Below are 26657 nucleotides of genomic sequence, written 5' to 3'. Positions count from 1 at the left end.
GGTCACTCCTTGGGCAAATCCATCATCGCGGTGAACTCGGCCTCACAGGCCATCTCGCCCTCAACCTCGGCCACCCCGGCAAAGCGCCAGACCTTGCCGCCGGGCTTGCCGCGCGTGGTGGTGATCTTCATCTCCAGCACGTCACCCGGCACCACCATCCGGCGGAATTTGCACTTCTCGATGGCCATGAAATAGACCAGCAATTCGCGGTCCTCCATGCCAAGGGCCGCGCCCACCATCACCGCCGCCGTCTGCGCCATGGCCTCAACGATGGTGACACCGGGCATGATCGGCTTCGACGGGAAATGCCCCTGAAAATGCGGCTCGTTCATGGTGACGTTCTTGATGCCACGCGCCGATTGTGTGCCATCCATGTCGACCACCTTGTCGATCAACAGGAAAGGATAGCGATGCGGGATAAGCCGCTGGATTCTGTGAATATCCGCGGAATTCGAGGGCTCGCTCATGGGGTATCCTTTCGAAACTGTCCCGTTACCGACACTGAGCACCTTGGTCTCGCGGTTTGCTCCTTGGTCAGTAAACCCGCTTTAGCAACTGCCCCGGGCTTGGGCAAGACGCTGGGGCCAGCAGGCGATTACTCCGCCGGGGCCTCTTGCACACTGCCGCGATCGCCCTGATCACCCTCGGCCTCTTCGGGGGCGGCATCTTGCGGGGTAACGTCCTCCGCCACAGGCGGTTGAGCGCCTGTCGCAGCCTGACCTTCGCCGATCTCCTCGTTGATCCGCGAGGCCGCCAAACCGGTGATATCTACCACGTCTGCCCGCAACAGCACACTGCGCGCATCCAGCACCACGACACCACCGGCCTCCTGCATCACCTGCACCAATACCGGCTCCACGCGTCGCATAAAGCTTACAGGGGCAAGTTCCCAACGCCGTTCAAGATTTCGCACCGCGGCATCGCTTTCGCGGCGAATGCGTTGAACCTTGGTATCGAATTCATCGGCCAATTGCCGGAATGCCTCGGGAGACAGGGTCTCGCGCTGCTCGGTCAGGGCCTGCTCTTCGGCTTCAAGCTCGGCCTCAAGCCCCCGGTTGCGTTTGCTGAGCGCCTCGCGTGCCGCCTGATACTCAGACGTCATGCGCTGGCCCAACTCGGTTTCCGAGAACAAACGCTCCGGGTCCAGCACCAGAATGTCGCTCTGGACGACGCCCACGTCTTGCGCCTGAACGGCAGGTCCCGGGGCACCAATCAGTGCCCCGGCCATAACCCCCGCGACAATAACGCGCCGCAGCAGGGTCACCTCAAAAATCCGTTCTGACCGTCAGATCGAAGAACTGGTCACGGTCACCGGGCTCTTTCTGGATGGCCTCCGCAAAGTTCATCCGAAGCGGGCCAAAGGGCGATTCCCAGAAAATCGAGAAGCCAATGGCGTGGCGATCATTGAACCCGGTGGAGGTCACCGGCCCCACGGCGTTCGCCGTGTTCACGCCCCAGATCGACCCGATGTCGTAAAAGGCGCCGCCGCTGATCCCGTACTCCTCCGGCAAGCCCAGCGGGAACTCCGCCTCAAACTTGGCAACCGCGTAATAGTTGCCGCCCAGGAACTCGTCGCCTTCTTTCGGCCCGATACCGCCCGGCTCGAAACCGCGCATGATCTTGGTGTTGTACCGGTCGATGGCACGGCTGTTATCATTGCCGCCATATTCCAGCGCACCGCCCTCCAGCGAGGCCCGCAAGGTCACCTCTTCGTTGAGAACCTTGGTTTCCCCAAGGATACGTCCAGAGGTGCGAATGAACTCCACATCGCCCCCCACGCCTGCGAACTCCTGCCCGAAGGACAAAAGCACACCGGCATTGGGGTTCAAACCCGTGCGGCGGGTGTCATAGCTGTATTCATAGCCCAAAGCGCTGGAAAACCGGCCACCGATTGCAGCCTCATTGGCCAAGACACCACCCGCGATAGTTCCCGAATAATCATCCATCTCGCTATAGACGAGGTTGTAATACAGCGAAAGCCGCCCGTTTTCACTCACCGGGAAGGTCAGGCTGGGGCGCAGGTCGGCGTAGACCGTGTCATAGAGATTGGTATTGTTCGTATCGGTTTCCTGATAAGAGGTGCGGAACCCGAACTCGACATCACGCCCCAGGAATGCCGGTTCGGAAAAGTCGATCACGTAATTCGCGGTATCACCACCCAGGGAAACCTGAGCCGTCAGTGCCTGACCTCTGCCGAGGAAATTGCGCTCGCTAAAGCCAAGTTGCACGCCAAAGCCCGAGTCGGTCGAGTAGCTGCCACCGAAAGACAGCGTCCCGGTGGTGGTTTCCTCCACGTCGACATCCACAACCACCTGATCGGGGCGCGAGCCCTCGCGCGCGTTCACATCGGCCGTTTCAAAGAACCGAAGCGCGCGAATACGCTCAGCGGCTTCGCGAATCTGGCGAGGGTTGAACGGGTCGCCCTCGACCACGTCGAACTGCCGCCGGATCACCCGGTCCAACGTCGTGGTGTTGCCTTCAATGTCGATCCGTTCGACAAAAACACGCGGCCCGCGCACAAGCGCGAATTCCACATCAAGCGTCAGGTCACGGTCATTGCGCGTGATCCGTGGTTCGACCCGCAGGAAATCAACCCCCTGCTTGATGCCAAGGCGCTCCATCCGCGCGACCGAGTTTTCCACCAAGGTCGGCGAATAGACCACGCCGGGGCGAATCTTCAGCACATCTTGGTATTCCGCGGCATCCACATTCGGCAAATCACTGATCGTCGTGATCTCGCCGAACTTGAATTGCTGGCCTTCCTGCACGTTGAATGTCACGAAATAGGCGTCGCGTTCTTGGGCCAATTCCGCGTTCACACTGGTCACGCGGAAATCCACATAGCCGCGCGATTGGTAAAAATCGGTCAGAACTTGGCGGTCGAACTGCAACCGGTCCTCGACAAAGGCATCGCGTTCGATGATCGCCCGCAGCAGCCCTGCCTGTTTCGATTCAATCACCCGGCGCAATCTCCGATCCGAGAAGTTGCGGTTACCGACAAAGCCGATCCGCTGCACCTCGATCTTGCCGCCTTCGAAAATCTCGAACACCAAATCGACACGGTTGTCGCTGCGGCGGATGACCTTGGGCGTAATCCGTGCCGAGACGCGGCCATTCTGTTCATAGGCTTCGGTCAGAACAGCCGCATCGCGCTCGGCCTTCGACGGGCTGAACACCTGCCGCGAGCGGCTTTCGATAAACCCCTCAAGGTCCTCGTCCTTAAGACGGCGGTTCCCCTCAAAGGAAATCCTGTTGATCGTGGGGTATTCTTCCACGCGAATGACAAGGCGGCTGCCCTGCGGCTCGATGGTGACGGTCTCGAAAAGACCACTGCCCAGGATGCGCTGATAGGCATCGTTCAGTTCCGCCGCCGAAACCGCTTCCCCACGCGCGATTCCCGCATAGCTGAGGATGGTGGCCCCATCGACCCGCTGGTTGCCTTCGATGGTGACGGAATTAAAGCGATAGTTCTGCGCTTCCGCCGGCCCGGGTAGCCCCAGCATGACGATAGCCACCAAAGCGACAAGGCCCATACGCAAAACGCCCGCAACCTCTTTCAGGATTGCAGGGTGCCGCGCTCGATCCACTCCGAAATCTCGCATCGAAAAATTCCAATTAGACATCCCAATTGAAATTGTGACTAACCGGGAATGACGGGGTTGTCAAAACGCCATTCAGCGCAGGCAGGGTTTGGCATCATGCCGCCAAGGCACGTTTTTCAACAACCTCAGAAAGATCCGATGAACGCCCCTGCCATCAAAGCCACCAGAATCGTGGTCAAATACAGCAGACGATCCCAATTCAGGTCCACCAGCAGGCTCAATCCGCGATATCCGCTCATGATATGTTGCACGATGTCTCTCCAATACAGTTCGTCCAACGACAAACTGCCGGTCGAGTATGGCGAGAATGCGAACCGAAAGATGGCCCTTTTATGACGCGGGCCGCGCTTCTAGGGCCTGTGGGGATTTCCGACAGGCTTTAGCACAGGATATCCGTGATCAAGGCCAATGACATCAAACCCAGAATCAACGCCAAGCCAATGGTCATGAAGATTCGCAGGGCGTTATCGCTCGGCGGTTTTCCCGTCACCGCCTCAAAAGCGTAAAACACCAGATGCCCCCCATCCAGAACCGGGATCGGCAACAGGTTCAAGAACCCGATGGCCGCCGAAAGAACGGCAATGAACCAGATAAAGCTGTCCGCGCCTTGGCTCGCCATGGCCCCCGAAACCTCGGCAATGCCGATGGGGCCGGACATGTTGCAGGCGCTGATCGACCCGATGATCATGTGATAAAGGCCGGACACCGAGCTGGCCATGATGCGCCACGTCTGCGCAGCGCCACCGACAAGCGCTTCGCCCGCGCCCATGGTCTCGGTCGCGAAATCGAAGGCCATACCGCCCGCGATGCCAATCCGCCACTGTGTCTTGAAGCCTCCCTCCGGCTGCGGTTCATCCACCCTGCGCGGAGCCAGTTCGAAGTCCATCACCTCGCCCGCACGCCAAACCTTCAGGTCCAAAACGCGGCCATTCGAGGATTCGACCACCTCCTTCAACTGGTCGAAGGCGATGATCTCGCGGCCTTCGACGCCAACAATCACGTCACCCGATTTCAGGCCGCTTTCAAAGGCCGCCGATTGTGGCGCCAATTGCATGATGCGCGTGGGCTGCGGATAAGGGCCGTCGACGGTGATCTCGCGGCCATCCCGGCGCACCCGGTAGTCAAGGATCTCCTGCTTGGGCAGCACATCGACGAAATCCCCAAACGCACCCTCCTCGGCATAATCGGGGATGTCACGCCCCGCGATTCCCAATAGTTCATCCCCGGCTTGCAGCGTGAATCCCGATTGCGGCAGCGGGTGAATCTCGCCAACGGTCAAGGGCTCGGCCACCTTGCCCTGGGTCATCATCACCCCGCCGAACACCGCGATCGACAGGATGAAATTGAACAGGGGGCCGGCGATCACCGTCGCCGCCCGCGCCCAAAGCGGCGCGCCCACCATGGTCTGGCGGCGCTCTTCGGGGGTCATTTCCTTTGTCTCGTCGCTTTCCGTGGCGCTGGCCGCGTCGCCATCCCCCTTGAACTTGACGTAGCCACCAAGCGGCAAGGCGGCCACCTGCCACTTCGTGCCGCGTTTGTCATACCGCGAAAACAGAACCGGCCCGAAGCCAAGCGAAAAGACATCCGCCTTGATCCCGCACCACCGGCCGACGATGTAATGACCGTATTCATGGACCGCGACGATCACCGACAAGGCCACGACAAAAGCCAGAATGGCCATGGCGACATTGCCGAACTGCGGCAGCATGAGTGCGAATTCCAAGGCTCCACGCCTCCCTGTTTAACTATATTTGTCCTGCACGACCTGATCGGCAGCTATCCGTGCCAAATGGTCCACATGCCCGACGGTTTCAAGCGTGATCCCGGCATCAATAAGGCCATTCTCGGCCTCTAAGCGGGCAAGAACCTCCTCGACGACCTCGGCCATGCCCATGAACGGCAGGCGTTTGGCGATGAAATGATCCAGCGCGCGCTCCTTGGCGGCATTGAACACCGCGCCGGCCAATCCGCGCCGCTCCATCACCTCGCGCGCCAGCCGCAAGGCCGGGTACCGCGTCATATCCGGCGCGCGGAAGGTCAATTGCCCCAGCGCCGTCAAATCCAAGGTCTCAACCGGCAAATCCATCCGCTGCGGCCAGTTCAACGAATAACCGATGGCGTGCCGCATATCCGGCGGGCCAACATGGGCCATCAGTCCCCCGTCGCAAAACCCGACAAGCGCATGCACCATGGACTCGGGATGAATCACCACCTCGATCTGCTCTGGCTCAAACCCGAAAAACTCCCGCGCTTCAATGATTTCCAAGGCCTTGTTGAACATAGACGCGGAATCGATGGTGATCCTTTGCCCCATGTCCCAATTGGGATGCGTCGCCGCCTGCTCGGGCGTGGCCCCGGCCAAATCCTCCAAAGGCCAATCGCGAAACGCCCCGCCGCTGGCGGTGATGACACAGCGCCTGACCGCTGCCATATCCTCGCCCACCAAAGCCTGGAAAATCGCCGAATGCTCGCTGTCCACGGGCAGGATGCGCGCTTGGTTCAACCGCGCTGTCTCGATCATCAAAGGCCCGGCCGTGACCAGCGATTCCTTGTTCGCCAAGGCCAGCGTCGCCCCCTGCTCCAAGGCCGCCAGCCCCGGGCGCAACCCGGCCGCACCGACAATCGCCGACATCACCCAATGCGCCGGCCGCGCGCCCGCCTCAATGAGGGCCGCCTCGCCTGCCGCCGCTTCAACCTCGCTGCCCGCCAAGGCCTCGCGCAAGGACACAAGCAAATCATCATGCGCCGTCACCGCCACCTCGGCGCCCAACTCAATCGCGTCCCTGGACAGCCGGTCGATATTGCGCCCCCCGGTCAGGGCCACCACGTCAAAGCGCTCAGGGCTGCGGCGGATCAAATCAATGGTACTTTGCCCGATTGAACCGGTGGCCCCCAGAATACTGACCCGCTTCATGCCACCCCCGGCATCAAGCCCAGTTGCATCAGCACAAAGACCAGAACCCCAGCCCCCAGCATGCCATCAAACCGGTCGAGCACACCACCATGCCCCGGAATCAGGTCGGAACTGTCCTTGACGCCCACCCGACGCTTCACCGCACTTTCGGCAATATCGCCCATCTGCCCGGCAAAGCTGACCAGCACCGAGATCACGACCAGTCCCGCGCCCGCGCCCAACGGCCCGGCCATCACCGCGCCCACCACGGCAGCCCCGATCCAACCCGCAACCGTGCCCGACCAGGTCTTTTTCGGGCTCACCTTGGGCCAGAACTTCGGCCCGCCCAAGGTTCGCCCGGCGAAATACCCCGCCACGTCCGAGGCCACGACCACCAGCACCAGCCAGACAATCCAGCCCAAACCGGCCTCAGCACGCAGCATCGCCACCGCATAACAGCCAATCAGCGCCCAAGCCGCCAAGAGCACATAGATGCCCTTCTCGCGGGCGATATCCCCCGCCGTGGCAATCGCCGCGGCCAGCAAGATCGGCAAAACCAACATGCCGGGCACCACCAAGGCCCCCAGAACAGCCGCCGCCCCCATGCACCCCATGCCAGCGGCGCGCGGCGCACCAAACATGCGCGCGGCCTCCCAGATCATCAAACCACCCAAGGCGCTGACCGCAATGGCAAAGGGCCATCCACCGCCCCAAACCAAAAGGCCCCCGGCCACGGCCATCACCACGCCCGAGATGACCCGGGGGGCCAAATCCCCCCATTGCCCCGCGCCGCTCATGCCGTCACCCCGCCAAAGCGGCGGTCCCGCGCGCCATAGCCTTTCAGCAAATCGGCAAAAATCTCCGGCGTGAAATCCGGCCAGAGCGTGTCGATGAATTCGTACTCCGCATAGGCCGACTGCCACAGCAGGAAATTGGAAATCCGCGCCTCGCCACTGGTGCGAATAACCAGATCGGGGTCCGGCACCACACAGGTATCCAGATACTTCGGCAGGGTTTCCTCATCCACGTCCCCGGGGTTCAAACGCCCCGCCGCCACGTCCTCGGCCAACCGTTTGGTGGCGCGCGCCACCTCGTCCCGGCCGCCGTAATTCAACGCAATGGTCAGGTTCGTGCCGTCGCAATGCGCGGTCATCGCCTCGGCCTCATCCATCAAGCCGCGCAGCTTGGCATCCAGACGCGGCCGGTCGCCGATAAAACGCACCCGCACGTTTTCGCGCACGAACTCCTGCATTTCCTTCATGATATAGCGGCGAAACAGGCTCATCAGGCCCGCCACCTCGGTCTGGGTCCGCTTCCAGTTCTCCGTCGAAAAGGCGAAGATCGTCAGGTACTTCACCCCCAGATCGGGGCAGGCGCTGACAATCTCGCGCACCCTCCGCGCGCCCGCATGGTGGCCAAAAAGACGTGGCCGCCCGCGCGACTGCGCCCAGCGGCCATTGCCATCCATGATGATCGCCACATGGCGCGGGCCGTCGCGTTCGGCCTTTTTCTTTGCCATGTCGGCAACCCTCGCGTTACTCAGACCTGCATGATCTCGGCTTGCTTGGCCTCAAGCGCCTCGTCGACGAGTGCAATATGCTTGTCGGTAATCTCCTGCACCGCCGATTCCCAGAATTTCTGGTCATCCTCCGACATGCCATCGGCTTTGGCCTTCTTGATCTGGTCCATCCCGTCACGGCGGATGTTACGAATCGAAACCCGCGCGCTCTCGGCGTATTGGCCCGCCACCTTGCCAAGCTCGCGGCGGCGCTCTTCGTTCAATTCGGGGATCGGCAGCATGATGATGGTGCCGTTCATTTGCGGGTTGATGCCCAAACCGCTTTCGCGAATGGCCTTTTCCACCTTGTTCACAAGGCCTTTGTCCCAGACATTCACCGTCACCATGCGCGGCTCGGGCACATTCACGGTGCCCACCTGATTGATTGGCGTCATCTGGCCATAGGCCTCCACCTGCACCGGCTCCAGCATCGAGGCACTGGCCCGCCCGGTCCGCAATGACGCGAATTCCGTCCGAAGCGAGGCCATGGCCCCCTCCATCCGACGTTCAAGATCGTCTGTATCAAGGATGAATTCGTCCGACATATCACTCTGTCCTTCTTGCGGGAATTGCGTCTTTGGTCCTGTTTAGCCTTAGCCATGCACCTTTGTATAGGTGCCCTCGCCCGCCAGAATACCCTTGAATCCGCCCGGCTCGTCCAAGCTGAAGACGATAATCGGCAGGCTGTTGTCGCGGGCAAGCGCAATGGCGCTGGCGTCCATGACGTTCAAGTGTTGGGCCAGAACCTCGTCATAGGTCACGGTATCAAACCGCTTGGCATCGTCATGTTTCACCGGGTCCTTGTCGTAAACCCCGTCCACCTTGGTGCCCTTGAAGATCGCCTCACAGGCCATCTCGTTGGCCCGCAGGGTGGCCGCCGTATCGGTGGTGAAATAGGGGTTGCCGGTGCCAGCGGCGAAAATGCACACGCGCTTTTTCTCCAAATGGCGCACGGCGCGGCGACGTATGTAAGGCTCGGCCACCTCATCCATGCGAATGGCGCTGATCACGCGGGTGAACACGCCCAAGCCCTCAAGCGCGCTTTGCATGGCCAGCGCGTTCATCACCGTCGCCAGCATGCCCATGTAATCGGCGGTGGTCCGCTCCATCCCCTGCGCGCTACCCGCCAGCCCGCGAAAGATGTTGCCGCCGCCGATGACCATGCAAATCTCGACGCCCATGTCATGGACCGTCTTCACTTCGCGGGCGATTCGTTCAACCGTCGGCGGATGCAGCCCGTACCCTTGGTCCCCCATCAAGGCTTCGCCCGAGATTTTCAGCAGAACTCGTTTGAAGGTGGTTTGCGGGGTGTGGGATTCGGACATGGGGCGCGCTCCGTTAAGGCCATCTGGCAATCTCGCGCAAAATGTCGGAAAAGCCTGTCAGGTTCAATCACCTAATGCGTTCCGCCTTTAACCTGAAACATCAGCGAAAGGCGGAACGCGTACAACGATTGAACAGAGCGCTGCATTTCGCGAAAATCTGTGACTCAGGGTTTTCGCGAAACGCTTTAAAGGGGTTTGAGATGCGCAAATCGTACGACTCGTACGAAACAGATTGGGACCAGTCCGATTTTCGTACGAAAATCGGGGGTCAAGCGTACGACTCGTACGAAAATTTGCGCACCACCACATGATTGACCCTGCGACCATTCCCGCCGACCGCCCGGTTCTGATCGCCGGGCCGACGGCATCGGGAAAATCCGCCCTCGCGCTGCGTATCGCGCAGGATAAGGGCGGCGTGATCATCAACGCCGATGCCATCCAAGTCTTTGAAAACTGGCGCGTTTTAACCGCCCGCCCCTCGTCTGAGGATGAGGCGGCGGCCCCCCACGCCCTCTACGGCCACGTCCCTTATGATGCCGATTATTCCGTCGGCCACTGGCTGCGCGAGGTCGCACCGCGCCTCAAAACCGGCTCCCGCCCCATCATTACCGGCGGCACCGGATTGTACTTTTCTGCCCTTACAGAAGGCTTGGCCGAGATCCCTGCAACCCCGTCCGAGGTGCGCGAGGCGGCCAATGAAATTGTTTCAAAACAAGGGTTTAAAACCCTCCTTCCAAGCCTCGATGCGCAAACCCTTTCCCGTATCGACCAGCAAAACCCGATGCGCGTGCAACGCGCATGGGAGGTCCAGCAAGCCACCGGAAAGGGCCTTGCCCACTGGCAAGACACCACCCCTCCCCCGCTTTTGCCGCTCGACCAATGCACCGCCATCGTGGTCGAAGCCGACAAGGAATGGCTAACCCCCCGGATTGAAAGCCGTTTTGACCAGATGCTCGATATGGGCGCATTGAACGAGGCGCGCGCCAATCTCCCCAATTGGGACCCGCAACTCCTGTCGTCCAAAGCCATCGGCGCACCGGAATTAATCGCACATCTTCAAGGGCTTATGACATTGGACGAGGCCCGTGAGGCGGCCACCATTGCCACCCGCCAATTCGCCAAGCGGCAGCGCACATGGTTCCGCGCGCGGATGAAAAACTGGCACCGGCTGAATGCCGCTGAGTTTTAGAAAAACCGATTTTTCGGCCTGACATCGCCGCAATTCTCTGCCAAAACTTTTGAAAAGCAGTCAAATCAGGCAGGCAGACAGATCACATGACAGCACATGCGCGCATCCTTACCCTCGCGCAATGGACCGAAGGCGGCGCTTGGCGCGGGGAGCTTCCACACAGTTGCCCGGACCATGCCCTGATCTGGATCACGCGCGGCCAAGGACTCGCCATGGTCGAAGGCATCCGCCGGGGCGTCGGTGTGCACAATGCGCTCGTGATACCGGCCAACACCTTGTTTTCATTGGATCTTGGCAAACAAGGCTTTGGCCTCGTTTGCCTCGTGCCTGCCTATGGCCCCGTGTTGATGCCCGATACGCCACAGCACCTGCGCATCCGCGACGTGCAGGCCCAAAGCGAACTCACCTCCATACTCGACGCCATGCAGCGCGAACAGAACAGCGCCCGCCCCTTCATGGATGAGGCGCTGAACGCCGAGGCCACGCTTCTCACGGTCTGGCTTCGCCGCGCCATGCTGGCGCACATCGAGGAACCCGAAAAAATGACTGCAGCCCAAAGGCTTGTCACAGCCTACGCAGCCTTGATCGAACGCGATCACACAACCGGAAGAACAATGGCGGACTATGCCCAATCGCTCGGGGTGACCCCCACGCACCTAACACGCACATGCCGCGAATGTACTGGCATGACAGCCGCCGAGCTGCTCACTCAACGCAGTTTGCACGCCGTGCGCGACCTTCTGGAAAGCAGCGACCACCCGTTTAACCGCGTCGCCGCGATGACAGGCTTCAACAGCGCCGCCTATTTCTCGCGCTTCGTTCTGCACCACACCGGCAAAACCCCGTCAGAGCTTCGCAAAGCCGCCACCGACCGGCCCAAGTTTCCGGCCCTCGCAAAACGCTGAAATTACACTGCGGGGATGGTCCTTTCGGTCCAAGCGTCCTATGATTATTGGGGAACGCACCCTCCCGAGGATTCAGGCCCCCATGCAAGACAAAACACGCCACGTGCATCCCGCCCTGCCAACGCTTGCCCAAGACGCATGCCAAGGCCGGATCACGAGGCGCGAGTTTTTGTCCCGGGCCACAGCCCTAGGGGCCACCACGACAACCGCCTTCGCCTTGATCGGCCAGAAGGCGATGGCGCAAGATGCGCCCGCCATCCAACAAGGCGGGACCCTGCGCATCCAGCAAAGCGTCAAAGCCCTGCGCGATCCGCGCACCTTCGACTGGAGCGAGATGGCCAACCAGACCCGCGGCTTCCTTGAATACCTCGTGGAGTATAACGGTGACGGGTCTTTTCGGGGCATGCTCCTGGAAAGCTGGGAGGTCAACGAGAACGCCACCGAATACACCCTCAATGTCCGCGCCGGTGTGACATGGAACAACGGCGACCCCTTCACCGCCCGGGATGTCGCCCGCAACATCACCCGCTGGTGCGACAGCACCGTCGAGGGCAACTCGATGGCCTCACGCCTCACTGGTTTGAGCAACCCGGCAACCGGACAGGCCCGTGACGGTGCCATAATCGTCACCGATGATCTTACCGTGACCCTCAAACTTGCAGCCCCCGATGTCTCGGTCATCGCCAATTTCGCCGATTACCCCGCCGCAATCATCCACCAAAGTTATGACGGTGGCGATCCTTTCGCGCATGGTATCGGCACCGGCCCTTTCAAACCGATCAGCCTTGAAGTCTCTGACCGCTGCATTCTGGAGCGCAACAGCGATCATGACTGGTGGGGCCGTGATGTCTACGGCGGCCCCTATCTCGATCGCGTCGAATTCATCGACCTCGGCACCGACCCGGCCAATTGGGTCGCGGCAGCCAGAGACGATCAAATCGACCTGCTTTATGAAACCGTGGGTGATTTCATCGAGGTGATGGATGCCACCGGCTGGACCCAAACCCGCACCGAGACGGCAGCCACAATCGTGATCCGTGGTAATCAATCCGCCGAGGTGGACGGGGCCAAACCCTATGCCAACAAGGATTTGCGCCGCGCGCTTGCCTTGGCGGTCGACAATGAAATCTGCCTTGAGCTGGGCTATGCCGGGCGCGGCACCGTCGCTGCCAACCACCACATCAGCCCCATTCACCCCGCATATGCCGATATCGGCCCGGCCGAATACGACCCCACACAGGCCCTCGAACTTGCCAAGGCGGCGGGGCTGGATGACGTTGTGCATGACCTGACCACCGTCGATGACGAATGGCAGCGCAACACCGGCGATGCTGTCGCCGCCCAGCTTGAGGATGCAGGCTTTCGCGTGCGGCGCACCATCCTGCCCGGCGCGCGGTTCTGGGACAACTGGAAAAGCTTCCCCTTCTCGGCCACACAATGGAATCACCGCCCGCTGGACGTGCAGGTGCTGGTGCTGGCCTATCGCTCGGGCGCGGTCTGGAACGAAACCGGGGTCTCGAACATCACGCTCGACTCGTTGATTGATCTTGCCATGTCACTGCACGCCGCCGAAGACCGCCGTGACGTGATCCGCCAGATCGAACTTCTGCTACGCGAGGAAGGGATTATCATCCAACCCTTCTGGCGGGCACTTTACAATCACCACAACGGCACGCTGGTGAATGCCGAACGACACCCGGCCAACGAAATCCACCTCTACAAGATCGGATTCGCGCAGTAGCCTCAGCTACCCCAGATGATTTTCACGTAATTGCGCGTTTCCTTGAAGGGCGGAACACCACCATATTTTTTTACCGCCCCCGGACCAGCGTTATAGGCTGCCAAGGCCAAACGCCATGACCGGAACGTGCGGTATTGCTGCGCTAGATAGCGGGCGCCGCCTTCGAGGTTCTCGTAAGGGTCATGCGGGTTCACGCCCAAAATCCGCGCGGTGCCCGGCATCAACTGCGCCAACCCGATTGCCCCTTTGTGCGACCGCACCGCAGGTTTCCAACCCGATTCCTGCTGCACCAAACGCAGGAACAAGTCTTGCGGCACACCATGGCGACGGGCAGCATCCTTGGCCATCTGAAGGAAACGTCCGCGATACTTGCCGTTGTAAGATCGCCCAACGCCTTCGGCACTGCCCCATTTCGTGGGCGTGCGAATCTTCTGTGGCTGCAAACGAATGGAATTGTTGTATTGCTGCTTGGCACGGGTATCGAGCACGTTGGTCTGCGATTTGAACAGGTTGCTGCGGCTTTTCGTGGAAAGCACATCGGCCTGCGCCAACGCGGGCAGGCATAGTCCGACGACTGCAATCAAGACGGGCAAAATCCGCATAACGCTACTGTCCCCCAACGCCAATTTGGCGGCAAATATACGCGATCTTTCGTAAAATGCCATGACAGCGAACAATCAAACGCGTTTTTTCGCAGGTTTCCGATTGTTTTTTGGCAAATTTTAAACTTCCATTTACGGCGCTGCGGTGATGTAAGCACCCAAACACTGCTCATGTAACCAACGAAGGGGGTCCGGATGGCCGGTTCAGTCAACAAGGTAATTCTCATCGGCAACCTCGGCCGCGACCCCGAGGTGCGGACGTTCCAGAACGGCGGCAAGGTCTGCAACCTGCGCATCGCCACCTCGGAAAACTGGAAAGACCGCAACACCGGCGAACGCCGTGAGCGGACGGAATGGCACTCTGTCGCCATCTTCTCTGAAGGGCTGGTCCGTGTGTGTGAACAATACTTGCGCAAAGGCTCCAAGGTTTACCTCGAAGGCAAGCTACAAACCCGCAAATGGCAAGACCAATCCGGTCAAGATCGCTACTCGACCGAGGTTGTATTGCAAGGCTTCGATGGAACACTGGTCATGCTCGACGGTCGCAGCGATGGCGGCGGTGGCGGCGGCAACTACGGCGGTGGCCAAGGTGGCGGCTACGGCAATGATTACGGTGGCGACTATGGCGGCGGCGGCTCCTCCTCGCAGGGACAACCCCAAGGCGGCCCCTCGCGCGATATCGACGACGAAATCCCGTTCTGATCGGCCACGTCCGGGACAGCATCAAAACCCCGCCCCTCCGGCGGGGTTTTTCCTTGCCCGCCAAGGCCTTTCGAAAGGCCTTGCCTCACGCGGTTCAGCAACCGCGTGTAATCGCCTTGCAAGGCGATTGCCCAAGCCGCGTCGACGCGGCTTACCAAAGCCAATCGACCACGCTCAAAACCACCCCCACCGGCACCGCCAAGACGACCGCCAGCAGCAACGCCGCCCAAAGCGTCGGGCGTGGCGGCGGGGCATGGACCCCAAGGATTCGGTTTTCCGGCTCTGCCATGAGATCATTAACCATACCTTAGGTAACCGAGCGGTTAATGGCGGGTATGGACTGCACCCTCACTGCCCCCGGCCCCCAGCCGCCCGCCGATGCGCCCCTGCATCAAAGCCCCGCTTATGGGCAGGCCATGACGCGGCTTGGGGCCAAGGTGCAGGTTTTGCGCATCACGCAGAACGGCAACTGTCTGGCCCACGCACAAATCCTCTCGCGCCACATCATGGGCCTGCCCCTGCATTGGGTGCCGCGCGGTCCGGTCTGGTCCCCCGGCCTCTCCACCGAAGATCAAACCGCACTCCTCTCGCGGCTCCCCCTCGGCAGTGGCCTCCGGGGGCTCTGGCTTGCCACCCCCGACAGCCCAGAGGCCACAGCACCCTACGCCGCTCTTGGCTACCGCCCCCTGCTCACCCCTCAACACGTGGCCGAGCTGCCGCTTGATCCCGACCCTGACATCATGCGCGCGCGCCAGCACGGCAAATGGCGCAACCGCTTGCGCCGGGCCGAGGATGCGGACCTCACGGTCAGTCATCGGCTCTTCGACCCCGCCCGCGATGCGCCCCTGCTCGATCTGGAAAGGGCACAGCGCAAATACCGACGCTATACCGACGTGATACCGACCTTCGTTTTGCACTGGTCCCAAGCCGCGCCCAAGGCCACGCGGGTTTTCCAAATCCGTGACGGAACGCGCCCCCTCGCCGTCATGATTTTCCTGCTGCACGGTCACCGGGCCACCTATCAAATCGGCTGGCGCGACCGCGACTGCGCCCCAGCCTCTGCCCACCACCTGCTTCTCTGGAACGCCGCCAAATACTTGGCGCGCAAGGGGTTTCAGCAGATTGACCTCGGCACCCTCGATACCGAAACAACACCCGGCCTTGCGCGCTTCAAACTGGGCAGCGGTGCCTGCGCCCGGCCCCTTGGCCCCAGCCTCCTGCGGCTGCCCTGCGGCATAATCCCTCTGGCAATTCGCCGTCCCGCGGTATAGGCGGCACCCAACCATACTTGAGGAACGCCATCCATGGACCTGCGCAACATCGCAATCATCGCCCACGTCGACCACGGCAAAACCACGCTTGTCGACGAATTGCTCAAACAATCCGGGGCCTTTCGGGCCAATCAGGCCGTCGATGAACGCGCCATGGACAGCAACGATCTGGAACGCGAACGCGGCATCACCATCCTTGCCAAGGCCACCAGTGTTGAATGGAAAACCACCCGCATCAACATCGTCGACACCCCCGGGCACGCCGATTTCGGCGGCGAGGTTGAGCGGATCTTGTCGATGGTCGATGGCGTTGTCCTGCTGGTCGATGCCGCCGAAGGCCCGATGCCGCAGACCAAATTCGTCACCTCCAAGGCGCTGGCTCTTGGCCTGCGCCCCATCGTGGTGCTCAACAAGGTCGACAAACCCGATGCCGAACCCGACCGTGCTTTGGACGAATGTTTTGACCTTTTCGCCAACCTCGGCGCCAATGACGACCAGCTCGATTTCCCGCATATGTACGCCTCGGGCCGCTCCGGCTGGGCCGATCATGAGCTGGACGGGCCGCGCAAGGACCTCACCGCACTCTTTGACCTGATCGTCAACCACGTCCCCGCACCGAAGCAAATCACCCGCGAAGGCGAGGATTTCCGCATGCTCGCCACCACACTGGGCGCAGACCCCTTCGTCGGTCGCATCCTCACGGGCCGCGTCGAATCGGGCCGCCTCAAGGTGGGTCAGACCGTGCAAGCCCTCAGCCGCGTGGGCCAGAAAATCGAACAGTTCCGCGTGACGAAAATCCAGGCCTTCCGCGGCCTTGGCCAACAAGACATCGACGAGGCCGTGGCCGGCGACATCGTCAGCCTAGCGGGCATGTCCAAGGCCACCGTGGCCGATACGATCTGTGCTTTGGCGGTCGACGAACCGCTTGAGGCGCAACCGATCGACCCGCCCACCATCACCGTCACCTTCGGCATCAACGACAGCCCGCTGGCGGGCCGTGACGGCAAGAAGGTGCAAAGCCGCGTCATCCGTGACCGCCTGATGAAAGAGGCCGAATCCAATGTCGCCATCCGCATCACCGACACCCCCGGCGGCGAGGCCTTCGAAGTCGCAGGCCGTGGCGAATTGCAGATGGGCGTTCTCATTGAAAACATGCGCCGCGAAGGGTTCGAACTCAGCATCTCACGCCCGCAGGTTCTGTTCCGCGAAGGTGAGAACGGCGAACGGCTTGAACCCATCGAAGAGGTCACCATCGATGTTGATGATGATTACTCGGGCGCGGTCATCGAAAAGATCACCGGCGCGCGGAAGGGTGAATTGGTCGAGATGAAACCGGCCGGTGCAGGCAAAACCCGGATCATTGCGCATGTCCCCTCGCGCGGGCTTATCGGCTATCAGGGCGAATTCCTGACCGACACGCGCGGCACAGGCGTCATGAACCGCGTATTCCACACCTGGGCGCCACACAAGGGCCCGATCCCGGGCCGTCGCGCGGGTGTGCTGATCTCCATGGAAGACGGCGAATCCGTGGCCTACGCCCTGTGGAATCTGGAAGAGCGCGGCAAGATGTTCATCGGCGCGCAGGCCAAGGTTTACCAAGGTATGATCATCGGCGAACACAGCCGCGAAAACGACCTTGAGGTGAACCCGCTCAAGGGCAAGAAACTCACCAACGTTCGCGCCTCGGGCAGTGACGAGGCCGTGCGCCTGACCACCCCGGTCACCATGAGCCTTGAAGAGGCGATTGCCTATATCGACGACGATGAACTGGTCGAAGTGACCCCCAATGCCATCCGGCTGCGCAAACGCCACCTCGACCCGCATGAGCGTAAGCGCGCCGCAAAAACTGCATAATAGACGCCCCCGCATGTCCCTGTGCTAAGCTATCCTTCACCAGGATAGCAAAACAGGTGGGGGCAGCTTGCAGAACCGATGGATCGCCTTGATCGCAGCGCTGTGCGGGCTTGCCCCCGCACCGCTGGCTGCAGTGACATTAAGCTGCAACGCGATCCCTGTTACGGTCACTGCCGATAACAGGGATCTTGCCGCGCAAATCTGCCAGTCCACGCAAAGCGTGCTTTCGCGCCTATCAGAGTGTCACGTGCACCTGCACCGGCCGGTCAAAATCGAAATTGTGAGCGACCTACCAAGCTCATGCCTTGGTCTTTACCATTGCGGCGAAAACCATATCGAGGTTCTCAGCCCCGACGCGGCCCTTTCTCAGCGAACGGAAAAAAGCGTTTTCGCCACCCTCTCCAAACAAGAGTTCTTCGAGAGCATTTTGGCGCATGAACTGACCCATGCCGCCTATGATGCAACCCCCTGCCCCTTTGGCGACTGCGCCGCAACGGCCGAATACCTAGCCTACACGATGCAGATCATGACCCTTCCGCCCGCCACGCGAGAGGAGATCGAAAACGGTTTTGAAATCGACAAGACAATTACCCGCGATGAGATCAACCCAATGATCCTTTATATGGCCCCCAATGCCTTTATCCGCAAAAGTTGGGGCCACCTGATGCAGCGCGAAAATAGCTGCGCCTATATCAAGCAAATCATGGAGGGCAAGATCCTGTTCGACTCCGAACACCCTTGACCCGTGGACCACGCTCAAGGCTGGATGTTGATCCGGTCGATGACCTCAAGCCCGCCACCCTGCGTGCGACGGGTCACGACGATCTCACCGGAACTGGCCCCTTGCCCGGTCAGCGCATTGATATTGACGAAATGCGTGACCAGCAAAAGCCGTGCGCCTTCGGGTTGTTCTGCAATCGCCTCAAGCGTCACCTTGCGCTGCGCCGCCCGGTCCCCGCGCCCGGCAAAATGTGAATTGATCGGCGGAAATTCCACAACCTCGCCCATGTCCAGCAAGACAGCCGTATCCTTCGAGCGACACCACTGACTGCTCCAGATCGTGTCGAATTCCACCCCCGCCTCGCGCATCATCTCCCCAATGCGCCGCGCCTGCGCGCGGCCACGGTCATCAAGGTTCCGCTGCGTGCTGCACTCTTTCACATCGAAATTCGCCGGGTCGCCCGTGCCGGGTGCAAGCGCATGGCGCATCAGGGCCACAACACCCGGTTCCTTGAGGGCCGAAAAATCTTGTGCTGTGGCCCAAACGGGCCAAAGCGCCATGAGTGCTACAAGAAAAAACCGCATCGCTTACCCTCCTGCTTTCAGCAGAAGGTTAGAACCAATGCGCCGAAAGGCCAGTGTTATTCAGTGATCTCCACGATCACCAGCTCCCGCTCGGACGCGCCGCGGGCATGGCTCAGCGCCTCTTGATACTCCGGGCTGTGATAGCAGGCCTCGGCCGCTTCCACGCTTGGAAAACGGGCCACCACATTGCGCGGCCGCTCCTTGCCTTCCAACTGCACGAAGCGCCCGCCGCGGGCGATAAAGCTGCCGCCATGAGCGGCAATCGCCGGGCCTGCCAATTCGGCATAGCGGCCGTAGGCCTCGGCATCGGTGACAGTCACATGAGCAATCCAAAGCGCTGGCATGGTTTATCCCTCCAACACGGCTTCGGCGGCCTTGATGGCGGCCTCGGCGTTGCCCACGTCGCGGCCCCCGCCCTGCGCCATATCCGGGCGACCCCCGCCGCCCTTGCCGCCAAGTTCCGGCACCGCCGCCTTGACCAGATCAACCGCCGATACTTTGCCCGTCAGGTCATCGGTCACGCCAGCCGCCACAGCCGCCTTGCCGCCCGCATCCGCGATCAGCAACACAGCGCCTGAGCCAAGCCGCGATTTATGCTCGTCAATCAAGGCGGGCAAGTCCTTGCCCGACACGCCCGACAGCACTTGGGACAAAAACTTCACGCCGCCAATTTCCTTGGCCTCGGGTCCATCGCCCTGCCCCGCACCACCGGCCATGGCCAACTCACGCCGCAACTGCGCCACCTCGTTGGCAAGTGCCTTGCGCTCGTCCATCAGGGCCTTCACCCGGTCGACCACATCCTCGGGCTTGGTTTTCAGTTCCCCGGCCAGGGCTTCAACCCGGTGTGCCTGATCGCTCAGATAGTCAAACGCCGCCTGCCCGGTCAGCGCCTCGATCCGCCGCACGCCAGCACTTGAGGCCTGATCGGCCAAGGTCACGAAAACGCCGATATCCCCGGTCTGTTGCACATGGGTGCCCCCGCAAAGCTCAATCGAATAGGTCCGGCCATCCAAGCCCTTGCCCGAGCCATCCTGAAGCCCCATCGAGACAACCCGCACCTCGTCGCCGTATTTCTCGCCGAAGAGGGCCTGCGCACCCAAATCGCGCGCATCATCCGGCGCCATGATCCGCGTTTCCACCGGTGCATTCTGGCGGATATAGCTGTTCACCTCGGTCTCGACCTGCTCCAGTTCCCTTGCCGTCAGGGCCTTGGAATGGCTGAAATCGAACCGCAACCGGTCCTGCGCATTGAGCGAGCCGCGCTGCGCCACGTGATCGCCAAGCGCATGGCGCAGGGCCTCGTGCAACAGGTGCGTGGCCGAGTGGTTGGCGCGAATGGCCGTGCGGCGAGCGTGATCCACCTCCAACTGCGCGGCCTGTCCCGGTGCCATCTCACCGTCTTCAATCTTGGCGAAATGGATGAACACCCCGGCCACCTTCTTGGTGTCGGTGATCCGCGCGCTGCCGCCATCGGTTTTCAACGTGCCGGTATCGCCGACCTGACCGCCGGATTCGGCGTAAAACGGCGTCTGGTTCAGGACGATCTGCACCTCATCGCCCTTCGCGGCCTTATCGATTTCCGCACCATCCTTGACCAAGGCCAAAATCTGCCCTTCGGCCACTTCGGTGTCGTAGCCTAGAAAATCGGTCGTGCCCTTGGTGTCATCCTCTGCAATATCAAACCAGATAGCCGCATCCGCCGCCTCGCCCGAGCCCGACCACGCCGCGCGCGCCTTGGCCTTCTGCTCGGCCATGGCCGCCTCGAAGCCGCTTACATCCACTTCGCGGCCCTTCTCGCGCAAGGCATCCTGCGTCAGGTCCAGCGGGAAACCATAGGTATCATAAAGCTTGAATGCCGCTTCCCCCGGAAGCGCCGACCCATCGGGCAGTTTGCCCAACTCATCATCCAACAGGCGCAAACCCCGGTCCAATGTTTGCTTGAACTTGGTCTCTTCCAGTTTCAGCGTCTCTTCGATCAAAGGCTGCGCCCGGCCCAACTCGGGGAAGGCCTGCCCCATCTGCGCCACCAGATTTGGCACCAATTGGTGCATCACGGGGTCTTTCGCACCCAGCAAATGCGCATGCCGCATCGCCCGCCGCATGATCCGCCGCAAAACATACCCGCGCCCCTCGTTCGAGGGCATCACCCCATCAGCAATCAGGAAGGAGGTCGAGCGCAGGTGATCCGCGATCACCCGGTGATGGACGTTACCCGGACCATCGGGGTCTTGGCTGGTGACATTGGCGCTGGCCTCGATCAGGGCCCGCATCAGGTCGGTGTCGTAATTGTCGTGCTTACCCTGCAACAGCGCGCCGATCCGTTCCAGCCCCATGCCGGTGTCGATCGACTGGTTGGGCAGGTCTTGCCGCGTGCCATCCTCGAACTGCTCGTATTGCATGAAAACGAGGTTCCAGATCTCGATGAACCGGTCGCCATCTTCCTCCGGGCTACCCGGAGGCCCACCCCAAATCTCGGGCCCATGATCATAGAAAATCTCGGTGCAGGGCCCACACGGCCCCGTGGCCCCCATCGACCAGAAGTTGTCGTCGGTGGCGATGCGGATGATTCGATCATCCGAAAGGCCTGCGTATTTCTTCCAGATCTCGGCGGCTTCGTCATCGGTGTGGTAGATCGTGACCAACAGCTTGTCCTTGTTCAGGCCAAACTCCTTGGTCAGCAAATCCCACGCATAGGGGATCGCCTGCTCCTTGAAATAATCCCCAAAGCTGAAATTCCCCAACATTTCGAAAAACGTATGGTGCCGCGCGGTATAGCCCACGTTGTCCAGATCGTTATGCTTGCCGCCCGCGCGCACACATTTCTGGCTGGTCGCCGCCCGCTTGTAATCGCGGTGCTCCACCCCGGTGAAGAGGTTCTTGAACTGCACCATGCCCGCGTTGGTGAACATCAAGGTCGGGTCATTGCGCGGCACAAGTGGCGAGCTATCGACGATCCGGTGATCGTTCTCCTCAAAGAAGTTCAGGAAGGTAGAGCGGATTTCATTGAGCGTCGGCATCGGAGGGTCTCTTTTTCGGGACGTTTTTTTGCAGGCGTTGCGCAGATGTAGCCATGCGCGCGGGCGGTGTCCACAGCAAGAAAAAGGCCCGGGCGCATGCCACGGGCCTTTCCCTTGTTTCTGTGCGGGGCCGGTCAGGCCTCAGGCCTCGACGATATCCTCGTCCTCACCGCCCTCGGGCAGATCGAAATCCAACCCGTGCGCCGCACGAATCTTGTCCTCGATCTCATAAGCGATCTTGGAGTTTTCCTTCAGGAAGGTCTTGGCGTTCTCCCGGCCCTGCCCGATGCGCTCGTCACCATAACTGAACCAGCTGCCCGATTTCTCGACCACGCCAGCCTTCACGCCAAGGTCCAGTAGCTCCCCCATCTTCGAGATGCCTTCGCCATACATGATGTCGAATTCCACCTGCTTGAAGGGCGGCGCAACCTTGTTCTTGACCACCTTGACCCGGGTGGCGTTGCCCACCACTTCGTCGCGGTCCTTCAAGGCGCCGATGCGGCGAATATCCAAGCGAACCGAGCTGTAGAACTTCAGCGCATTACCGCCGGTGGTGGTTTCCGGGCTGCCGAACATCACGCCAATCTTCATGCGAATCTGGTTGATGAAGATCACCGTGCATTTGCTGCGGCTGATCGAGCCGGTCAGCTTGCGCATGGCTTGGCTCATCAACCGGGCCTGAACGCCCACGTTGCTGTCGCCCATGTCGCCTTCGAGTTCCGACTTCGGGGTCAGCGCGGCCACCGAATCGACCACAACCATGCTCACAGCACCCGAGCGCACCAAGGTATCCACGATCTCCAACGATTGCTCACCGGTATCGGGTTGCGAAATCAGCAACTCGTCCAGATCGACACCCAGTTTCTTGGCATAGATCGGATCAAGCGCATGCTCGGCATCCACAAAGGCGCAAACCCCGCCCTTCTTTTGTTCCTCAGCCACGCAATGCAGGGTCAGCGTCGTCTTGCCCGAGCTTTCAGGTCCGTAAATCTCGACGATCCGGCCTTTTGGCAAACCGCCAATGCCTAGGGCAATGTCCAAGCCAAGCGACCCGGTCGAGGTCGCCTCGATATCGGCAACCGGGTTGTCCGAGCCCATCTTCATGATCGAGCCCTTGCCGAACTGCCGTTCGATCTGCGCCAGCGCGCTATCGAGCGCCTTTTGCTTGTCCGCGTTTTTCTTGCTGTCCATGGTCAAAAGATCTGCCGTTGCCATTATCCTGATCCCTTATTTCACACCCGCTGTCGGGCGGCAATCGCTGCCTTCGTTCACCTCTTGTTCCCTCAGCTTATGGATACAAAAGGAGAACATTTCAAGAAAAATGTTCACATTCAGAGTTTTTGCCATATGGGTTAAAGAGTGGTTACCGGGGGCTGGTTTGCTCCCGAAAACTGTGTGAAAGGCCCTGAATGCTCGTATTTGCCCAAGCCAAGCTGGTATTTTTGTCAGTGCCCAAGACCGGCACCACCGCCTATCAGGCCGCGCTCGCGCCCAAGGCCGATCTGGTGGTGCGCAATCCGCCAGAACTCAAACATGCGCCAGTTTTCCGTTACAACCGATTCTTCCGCCCCGCGCTTGAAAAATTCTGCGGCGAAGGCTTCGACGTTCTTGCCGTGATCCGCGAGCCCACCGACTGGCTGGGCAGTTGGTATAGATATCGTCAACGCCCCGGCATGGAAGGCGCGAAAAATGCCACCCACGAGGTCAGTTTCGATGACTTTGCACTTGCCTACATGCAGGGCAAACGCCCACCTTTTGCCGAGGTCGGCTCGCAGGCGAAATTTGTTGAACCCTGCAACAATGGCACAAAGGCGACACATTTGTTCCGCTACGAGGATCAGGCCGGGTTGCGCGGTTTCCTGTCGGAGCGTCTGGGTCACAGCTTTGAAACGAAACGCCTGAACGAATCTCCGCCGGGCGCGCCGGTGCTGTCGCCCGGAGTCGAGCAACGCCTGCGACGCAAATGTGCCCATGAATTCGCGCTATGGGAGGGGATTGGCGAGGCCGGAGCCTACACACCCCTCGAAAGCTGACGACGGGCGACGCGCAAGCACGGCTAGGTGCAGGCGCCGGGCGGTCATCCAGGCCAAGATGCGGTTATTGGGAACGCCGGCCAACCTGCGGACAACCCTGCGGCATCCTGCCTCCTTACCGGACAGCCCTCCAAAGCGTCGGTCATCTCGGCCGGAAACAGTGTTTCGTGAGAACCCCGAAGCAGAGCCTTTCCCGAGATGCGTTGCAGCACTCAATCATTCGACGCGTTTTGCGGTACAGCGATGTCTGAAGGTGACGGTGAAACAACATGCGAGTCGCCATCCGGGTCGGACGCGTCGCGTGCAGCAGCCTCCGGCTGGCGCTCCGCTGGCATCTGGTGCTGAACTGTCTCGGTCAACTCGCTCAGCGAAAAGGGCTTCGGCAGGAAGGTCGAGTTGGGAATTCCCGCCTGCACATCGCCGAAGGACTCCTTGGCATATCCCGACATGAAGACCACTCGGGTTTCGGGCCGTGTTTCGATGGCCTGACGCACCCATCCCGGCCCATCCAGCCCGGGCATGATCACATCGGTCACGAAGACGTCGATCCGGGTCGCATCATCCTCCAAAAGCTCCAGCGCCGCCTCGCCGCTTTCGGCTTCCAGAACGGTAAACCCGCGCATTTGCAACGCCCGGCTCGCGAAAGCACGCACCGGCGCCTCGTCCTCCACCAAAAGCACGACACCGCTGCGATGGGTCATCGCACCGGTTGTGCCGACGTCCTCGGTTTCGTCAACCTTCACGGTCGGATCAAGCGCGGGCAGCAAAAGCATAAACCGCGTGCCCTCCCCCAAGGTGCTGTCGGCAAAGATAAAACCACCGGTTTGCTTGATGATGCCATAGGCGGTCGACAAGCCCAGTCCCGTCCCTTCGCCCGCGCGCTTCGTGGTGTAGAAAGGCTCGAAAACCTTTTGCAGCTTCTCGGGCGCGATACCCTCGCCGGTGTCACTGACAGACACCTTAACATAGCGGCCCGGCGCAACAACGGCGCGGTCGCGGTGCCAAGGCTCGGCAAGCGTCAGGTTCTCGGTCTCGATCGAGATGGTCCCGCCCTCGGGCATGGCATCGCGGGCATTGACCACGAGGTTCATCAACACCTGCTCCAATTGACGCTTGTCGGCGCGCGTTCCCCAAAGCTGCGGGTCATGGGCAAGGTTCAAACTGACCTTCTCGCCCACCAAGCGGTTGAGGAGATGCGCCAATTCCGACAAGACCCCACGCAGGTCAAGCGGCTCGGGCTGCAGGGTCTGCTTGCGGGAATAGGCCAGTAATTGCCCGACAAGGGCCGCAGCCCGGTTGGCGTTCTGGTTGATCTGCATCAGGTCGCCGAAATCCTCGTCACCCTCGTCATGCCGGGTCAAAAGAAGATCACAATGACCCGAAATAGCCGTCAACAGATTGTTGAAATCATGCGCCACGCCACCCGCCAGTTGCCCGATGGCCTGCATTTTCTGGCTCTGAACAAATTGCGCTTCGAGGGATTTCAGCTTGGTCGCATCGTTGAGCACCGCCACCAGCACGGTCTCGCCCGCCTCGGTCAATCGGTTGAGCGTTATCTGTACAAAGGTTTCCCGCGCGTCACTCTTGACCTTGAGCACCTCGCTATGTTGGGTGCCGCGACCGGATGCCGCGTCGTCCAGCCAATCGCGCAAGGACCGGCCCAGACCTTCCACCAGATCGCCAAGCTCCGATCCGGCACAGCTCTGCACACCCAAAAGCGCCCGGGCGGGCGCATTGGAGAGCTGTATCTCTCCTGTCCGCCGCACCTTCAGCAAGGGAACCGGCACTTCGTCGATGAAGTCCCACCCTTCGGGTTGACGCTCGGTGGCAACGATATCTGACAGAAGGAATATCTCGCGCCGCCCCGCAGTGCCTTCCAATTCAACCGCGAGACAGGGCATCAGGCCGTCGCGCGTACTGATGTCGTTGACCTGCCCCGAGCGCAATGGAAGGCGCGGGCAGACCCGGTCCAATGTCTTGGCGCGCTCGCCCACAAGGGCCCGCGCGGCGCTGTTCATGAACAGTATTGCGTCATTCCGGCCGACCGTCAGCATCGGCAGGGGCACCTCGCCCGCCGTGCCCCGGGCCTGTTCACTGGCCTTGTCGACCCGCCACAGAAAACTGTCCGGCCCCGCACGATGCACATGCAGCCGCAAAAGCCCGCCTTGCGTCAGGATATCCTCGCTGGCGGCGCCCGTTGACTGCGCACGCGTCTCCAAGCGAAACAGGATCGGACCGGGGTTTGCCAGCACGTTCCGCAAGGCCCCCGCCAATGTCCCCTCGCCCGTACACCCATAGGCTGCTTTCGCCGCGTCATTGGCGAAAAGCAATCGCCCATCGGCCCCGGCAAGGAAAAGTGGAGCGGCATCCTTACCCAAAAGCGCCTCACAATGGCGCTTTTGCGCGGCTTGGCCGCGCGACACGAATGCATGCCCTATCCACAAGGCAGCGGCGACAGCCCCCAAGGTTGCTGCAAGGAACGCGAATGCCAGCCGCTCTTGCGCGCCTTCAACGAGCAGGGCCGAGGTGGCGAAAACCGCGGCGGCAGCCAGCAGCATAGGCGCGCGACCGCGTAACCCTTCGCTCGCACGGCGCACCGGTGTGGTTGTAAAACTCGAAAAAGCCACCATCGCATCCAGTTGTCACAGCTTCCCCCGTTC

The 26657-nt window shown here is 60.9% G+C and carries 25 protein-coding genes; 8 read left to right on the top strand and 17 right to left on the bottom strand.

Going from position 1 to position 26657, the window contains the following annotated elements:
- Positions 1–2: 2 nt before the first annotated feature.
- The 10 genes from fabZ to pyrH all read right to left on the bottom strand — a co-directional run bounded on the left by fabZ (position 3) and on the right by pyrH (position 9378).
- Positions 3–467: a 3-hydroxyacyl-ACP dehydratase FabZ gene (fabZ, locus tag QZ498_RS10415; protein WP_294621975.1), complete on the bottom strand. Its 465-nt coding sequence runs from the start codon at positions 465–467 to the stop codon at positions 3–5.
- A gap of 128 nt (positions 468–595) precedes the next feature.
- The gene (locus QZ498_RS10410; protein WP_294621973.1) at positions 596–1264 is read right to left on the bottom strand and encodes an OmpH family outer membrane protein; all 669 of its coding nucleotides are present in this window, start codon (positions 1262–1264) and stop codon (positions 596–598) included.
- A gap of 1 nt (position 1265) precedes the next feature.
- The gene (gene bamA, locus QZ498_RS10405) at positions 1266–3503 is read right to left on the bottom strand and encodes an outer membrane protein assembly factor BamA (RefSeq protein ID WP_294622002.1); all 2238 of its coding nucleotides are present in this window, start codon (positions 3501–3503) and stop codon (positions 1266–1268) included.
- 224 nt (positions 3504–3727) lie between these two features.
- Positions 3728–3853, bottom strand: coding sequence for a hypothetical protein (locus QZ498_RS10400; protein ID WP_294621972.1), 126 nt, complete (start codon positions 3851–3853; stop codon positions 3728–3730).
- A gap of 128 nt (positions 3854–3981) precedes the next feature.
- Positions 3982–5310, bottom strand: coding sequence for an RIP metalloprotease RseP (rseP, locus tag QZ498_RS10395; protein ID WP_294622001.1), 1329 nt, complete (start codon positions 5308–5310; stop codon positions 3982–3984).
- A gap of 33 nt (positions 5311–5343) precedes the next feature.
- Entirely contained in the window at positions 5344–6516 is a 1173-nt protein-coding gene (gene dxr / locus QZ498_RS10390; protein WP_294621971.1) for a 1-deoxy-D-xylulose-5-phosphate reductoisomerase, read from the bottom strand.
- Positions 6513–7292, bottom strand: coding sequence for a phosphatidate cytidylyltransferase (locus QZ498_RS10385; RefSeq protein ID WP_294621970.1), 780 nt, complete (start codon positions 7290–7292; stop codon positions 6513–6515). Before QZ498_RS10385 ends, dxr begins: the two co-directional genes overlap by 4 nt.
- Positions 7289–8014 (bottom strand): isoprenyl transferase, encoded by a 726-nt coding sequence (locus QZ498_RS10380; RefSeq protein WP_294621969.1) that lies wholly within the window; start codon positions 8012–8014, stop codon positions 7289–7291. Before QZ498_RS10380 ends, QZ498_RS10385 begins: the two co-directional genes overlap by 4 nt.
- 20 nt (positions 8015–8034) lie before the next feature.
- On the bottom strand, positions 8035–8598 hold the full coding sequence (gene frr, locus QZ498_RS10375; RefSeq protein ID WP_294621968.1) for a ribosome recycling factor: 564 nt from the start codon (positions 8596–8598) through the stop codon (positions 8035–8037).
- A gap of 48 nt (positions 8599–8646) precedes the next feature.
- Positions 8647–9378: a UMP kinase gene (gene pyrH, locus QZ498_RS10370; RefSeq protein ID WP_294621966.1), complete on the bottom strand. Its 732-nt coding sequence runs from the start codon at positions 9376–9378 to the stop codon at positions 8647–8649.
- Positions 9379–9685: 307 nt separating this feature from the next.
- Between pyrH and miaA the strand changes: the two genes are divergently transcribed.
- From miaA to QZ498_RS10355, 3 genes are all read left to right on the top strand, one after another.
- Complete coding sequence (gene miaA / locus QZ498_RS10365) at positions 9686–10567, top strand: tRNA (adenosine(37)-N6)-dimethylallyltransferase MiaA (protein ID WP_294621964.1); 882 nt, start codon at positions 9686–9688, stop codon at positions 10565–10567.
- Positions 10568–10653: 86 nt separating this feature from the next.
- Positions 10654–11472, top strand: a complete 819-nt coding sequence (locus QZ498_RS10360) for a helix-turn-helix domain-containing protein (RefSeq protein ID WP_294621962.1) — start codon at positions 10654–10656, stop codon at positions 11470–11472.
- An 82-nt stretch (positions 11473–11554) separates the two neighbouring features.
- Positions 11555–13213, top strand: a complete 1659-nt coding sequence (locus tag QZ498_RS10355) for an ABC transporter substrate-binding protein (RefSeq protein ID WP_294621961.1) — start codon at positions 11555–11557, stop codon at positions 13211–13213.
- A 2-nt stretch (positions 13214–13215) separates the two neighbouring features.
- Here the strand turns inward: QZ498_RS10355 and QZ498_RS10350 are convergent, their stop codons facing one another.
- Positions 13216–13815: a lytic transglycosylase domain-containing protein gene (locus tag QZ498_RS10350; RefSeq protein WP_294621960.1), complete on the bottom strand. Its 600-nt coding sequence runs from the start codon at positions 13813–13815 to the stop codon at positions 13216–13218.
- A gap of 195 nt (positions 13816–14010) precedes the next feature.
- On the opposite strand from QZ498_RS10350, the gene QZ498_RS10345 reads away from it, so the two are divergent.
- On the top strand, positions 14011–14517 hold the full coding sequence (locus tag QZ498_RS10345; RefSeq protein ID WP_294621959.1) for a single-stranded DNA-binding protein: 507 nt from the start codon (positions 14011–14013) through the stop codon (positions 14515–14517).
- Positions 14518–14668: 151 nt separating this feature from the next.
- Here QZ498_RS10345 and QZ498_RS10340 read toward each other — a convergent pair whose 3' ends face one another.
- Positions 14669–14821, bottom strand: a complete 153-nt coding sequence (locus tag QZ498_RS10340) for a hypothetical protein (RefSeq protein ID WP_294621958.1) — start codon at positions 14819–14821, stop codon at positions 14669–14671.
- A 31-nt stretch (positions 14822–14852) separates the two neighbouring features.
- On the opposite strand from QZ498_RS10340, the gene QZ498_RS10335 reads away from it, so the two are divergent.
- From QZ498_RS10335 to QZ498_RS10325, 3 genes are all read left to right on the top strand, one after another.
- On the top strand, positions 14853–15788 hold the full coding sequence (locus QZ498_RS10335) for a GNAT family N-acetyltransferase (protein ID WP_294621956.1): 936 nt from the start codon (positions 14853–14855) through the stop codon (positions 15786–15788).
- Positions 15789–15821: 33 nt separating this feature from the next.
- Positions 15822–17642, top strand: a complete 1821-nt coding sequence (typA, locus tag QZ498_RS10330; RefSeq protein WP_294621953.1) for a translational GTPase TypA — start codon at positions 15822–15824, stop codon at positions 17640–17642.
- A gap of 67 nt (positions 17643–17709) precedes the next feature.
- The gene (locus tag QZ498_RS10325) at positions 17710–18384 is read left to right on the top strand and encodes a DUF6639 family protein (protein ID WP_367117640.1); all 675 of its coding nucleotides are present in this window, start codon (positions 17710–17712) and stop codon (positions 18382–18384) included.
- 14 nt (positions 18385–18398) lie between these two features.
- On the opposite strand, the gene QZ498_RS10320 is transcribed toward QZ498_RS10325, so the two are convergent.
- The 4 genes from QZ498_RS10320 to recA all read right to left on the bottom strand — a co-directional run bounded on the left by QZ498_RS10320 (position 18399) and on the right by recA (position 23179).
- Positions 18399–18947, bottom strand: coding sequence for a histidine phosphatase family protein (locus QZ498_RS10320; protein WP_294621949.1), 549 nt, complete (start codon positions 18945–18947; stop codon positions 18399–18401).
- 56 nt (positions 18948–19003) lie between these two features.
- The gene (locus tag QZ498_RS10315) at positions 19004–19291 is read right to left on the bottom strand and encodes a DUF1330 domain-containing protein (protein ID WP_294621947.1); all 288 of its coding nucleotides are present in this window, start codon (positions 19289–19291) and stop codon (positions 19004–19006) included.
- 3 nt (positions 19292–19294) lie between these two features.
- Positions 19295–21964: an alanine--tRNA ligase gene (gene alaS / locus QZ498_RS10310; protein WP_294621946.1), complete on the bottom strand. Its 2670-nt coding sequence runs from the start codon at positions 21962–21964 to the stop codon at positions 19295–19297.
- A gap of 141 nt (positions 21965–22105) precedes the next feature.
- A complete protein-coding gene (recA, locus tag QZ498_RS10305) occupies positions 22106–23179 on the bottom strand; it encodes a recombinase RecA (RefSeq protein ID WP_294621945.1) in 1074 nt (357 codons plus the stop codon).
- Between the two features lie 194 nt (positions 23180–23373).
- Here recA and QZ498_RS10300 point away from each other — a divergent pair, with 194 nt between their 5' ends.
- Positions 23374–23997 carry a gamma-glutamyl kinase gene (locus QZ498_RS10300; RefSeq protein WP_294621944.1) on the top strand — a complete coding sequence of 208 codons (624 nt, stop codon included), beginning with the start codon at positions 23374–23376 and terminating at the stop codon, positions 23995–23997.
- Positions 23998–24209: 212 nt separating this feature from the next.
- On the opposite strand, the gene QZ498_RS10295 is transcribed toward QZ498_RS10300, so the two are convergent.
- On the bottom strand, positions 24210–26555 hold the full coding sequence (locus QZ498_RS10295) for an ATP-binding protein (protein WP_294621942.1): 2346 nt from the start codon (positions 26553–26555) through the stop codon (positions 24210–24212).
- Positions 26556–26657 lie beyond the last annotated feature (102 nt).

The sequence above is a fragment of the uncultured Roseovarius sp. genome, assembly GCF_913057115.1.
GTDB lineage: Bacteria > Pseudomonadota > Alphaproteobacteria > Rhodobacterales > Rhodobacteraceae > Roseovarius.
Note: the sequence above shows the minus strand (reverse complement) of the source record. Positions and strands in the feature narration are given on the sequence as shown.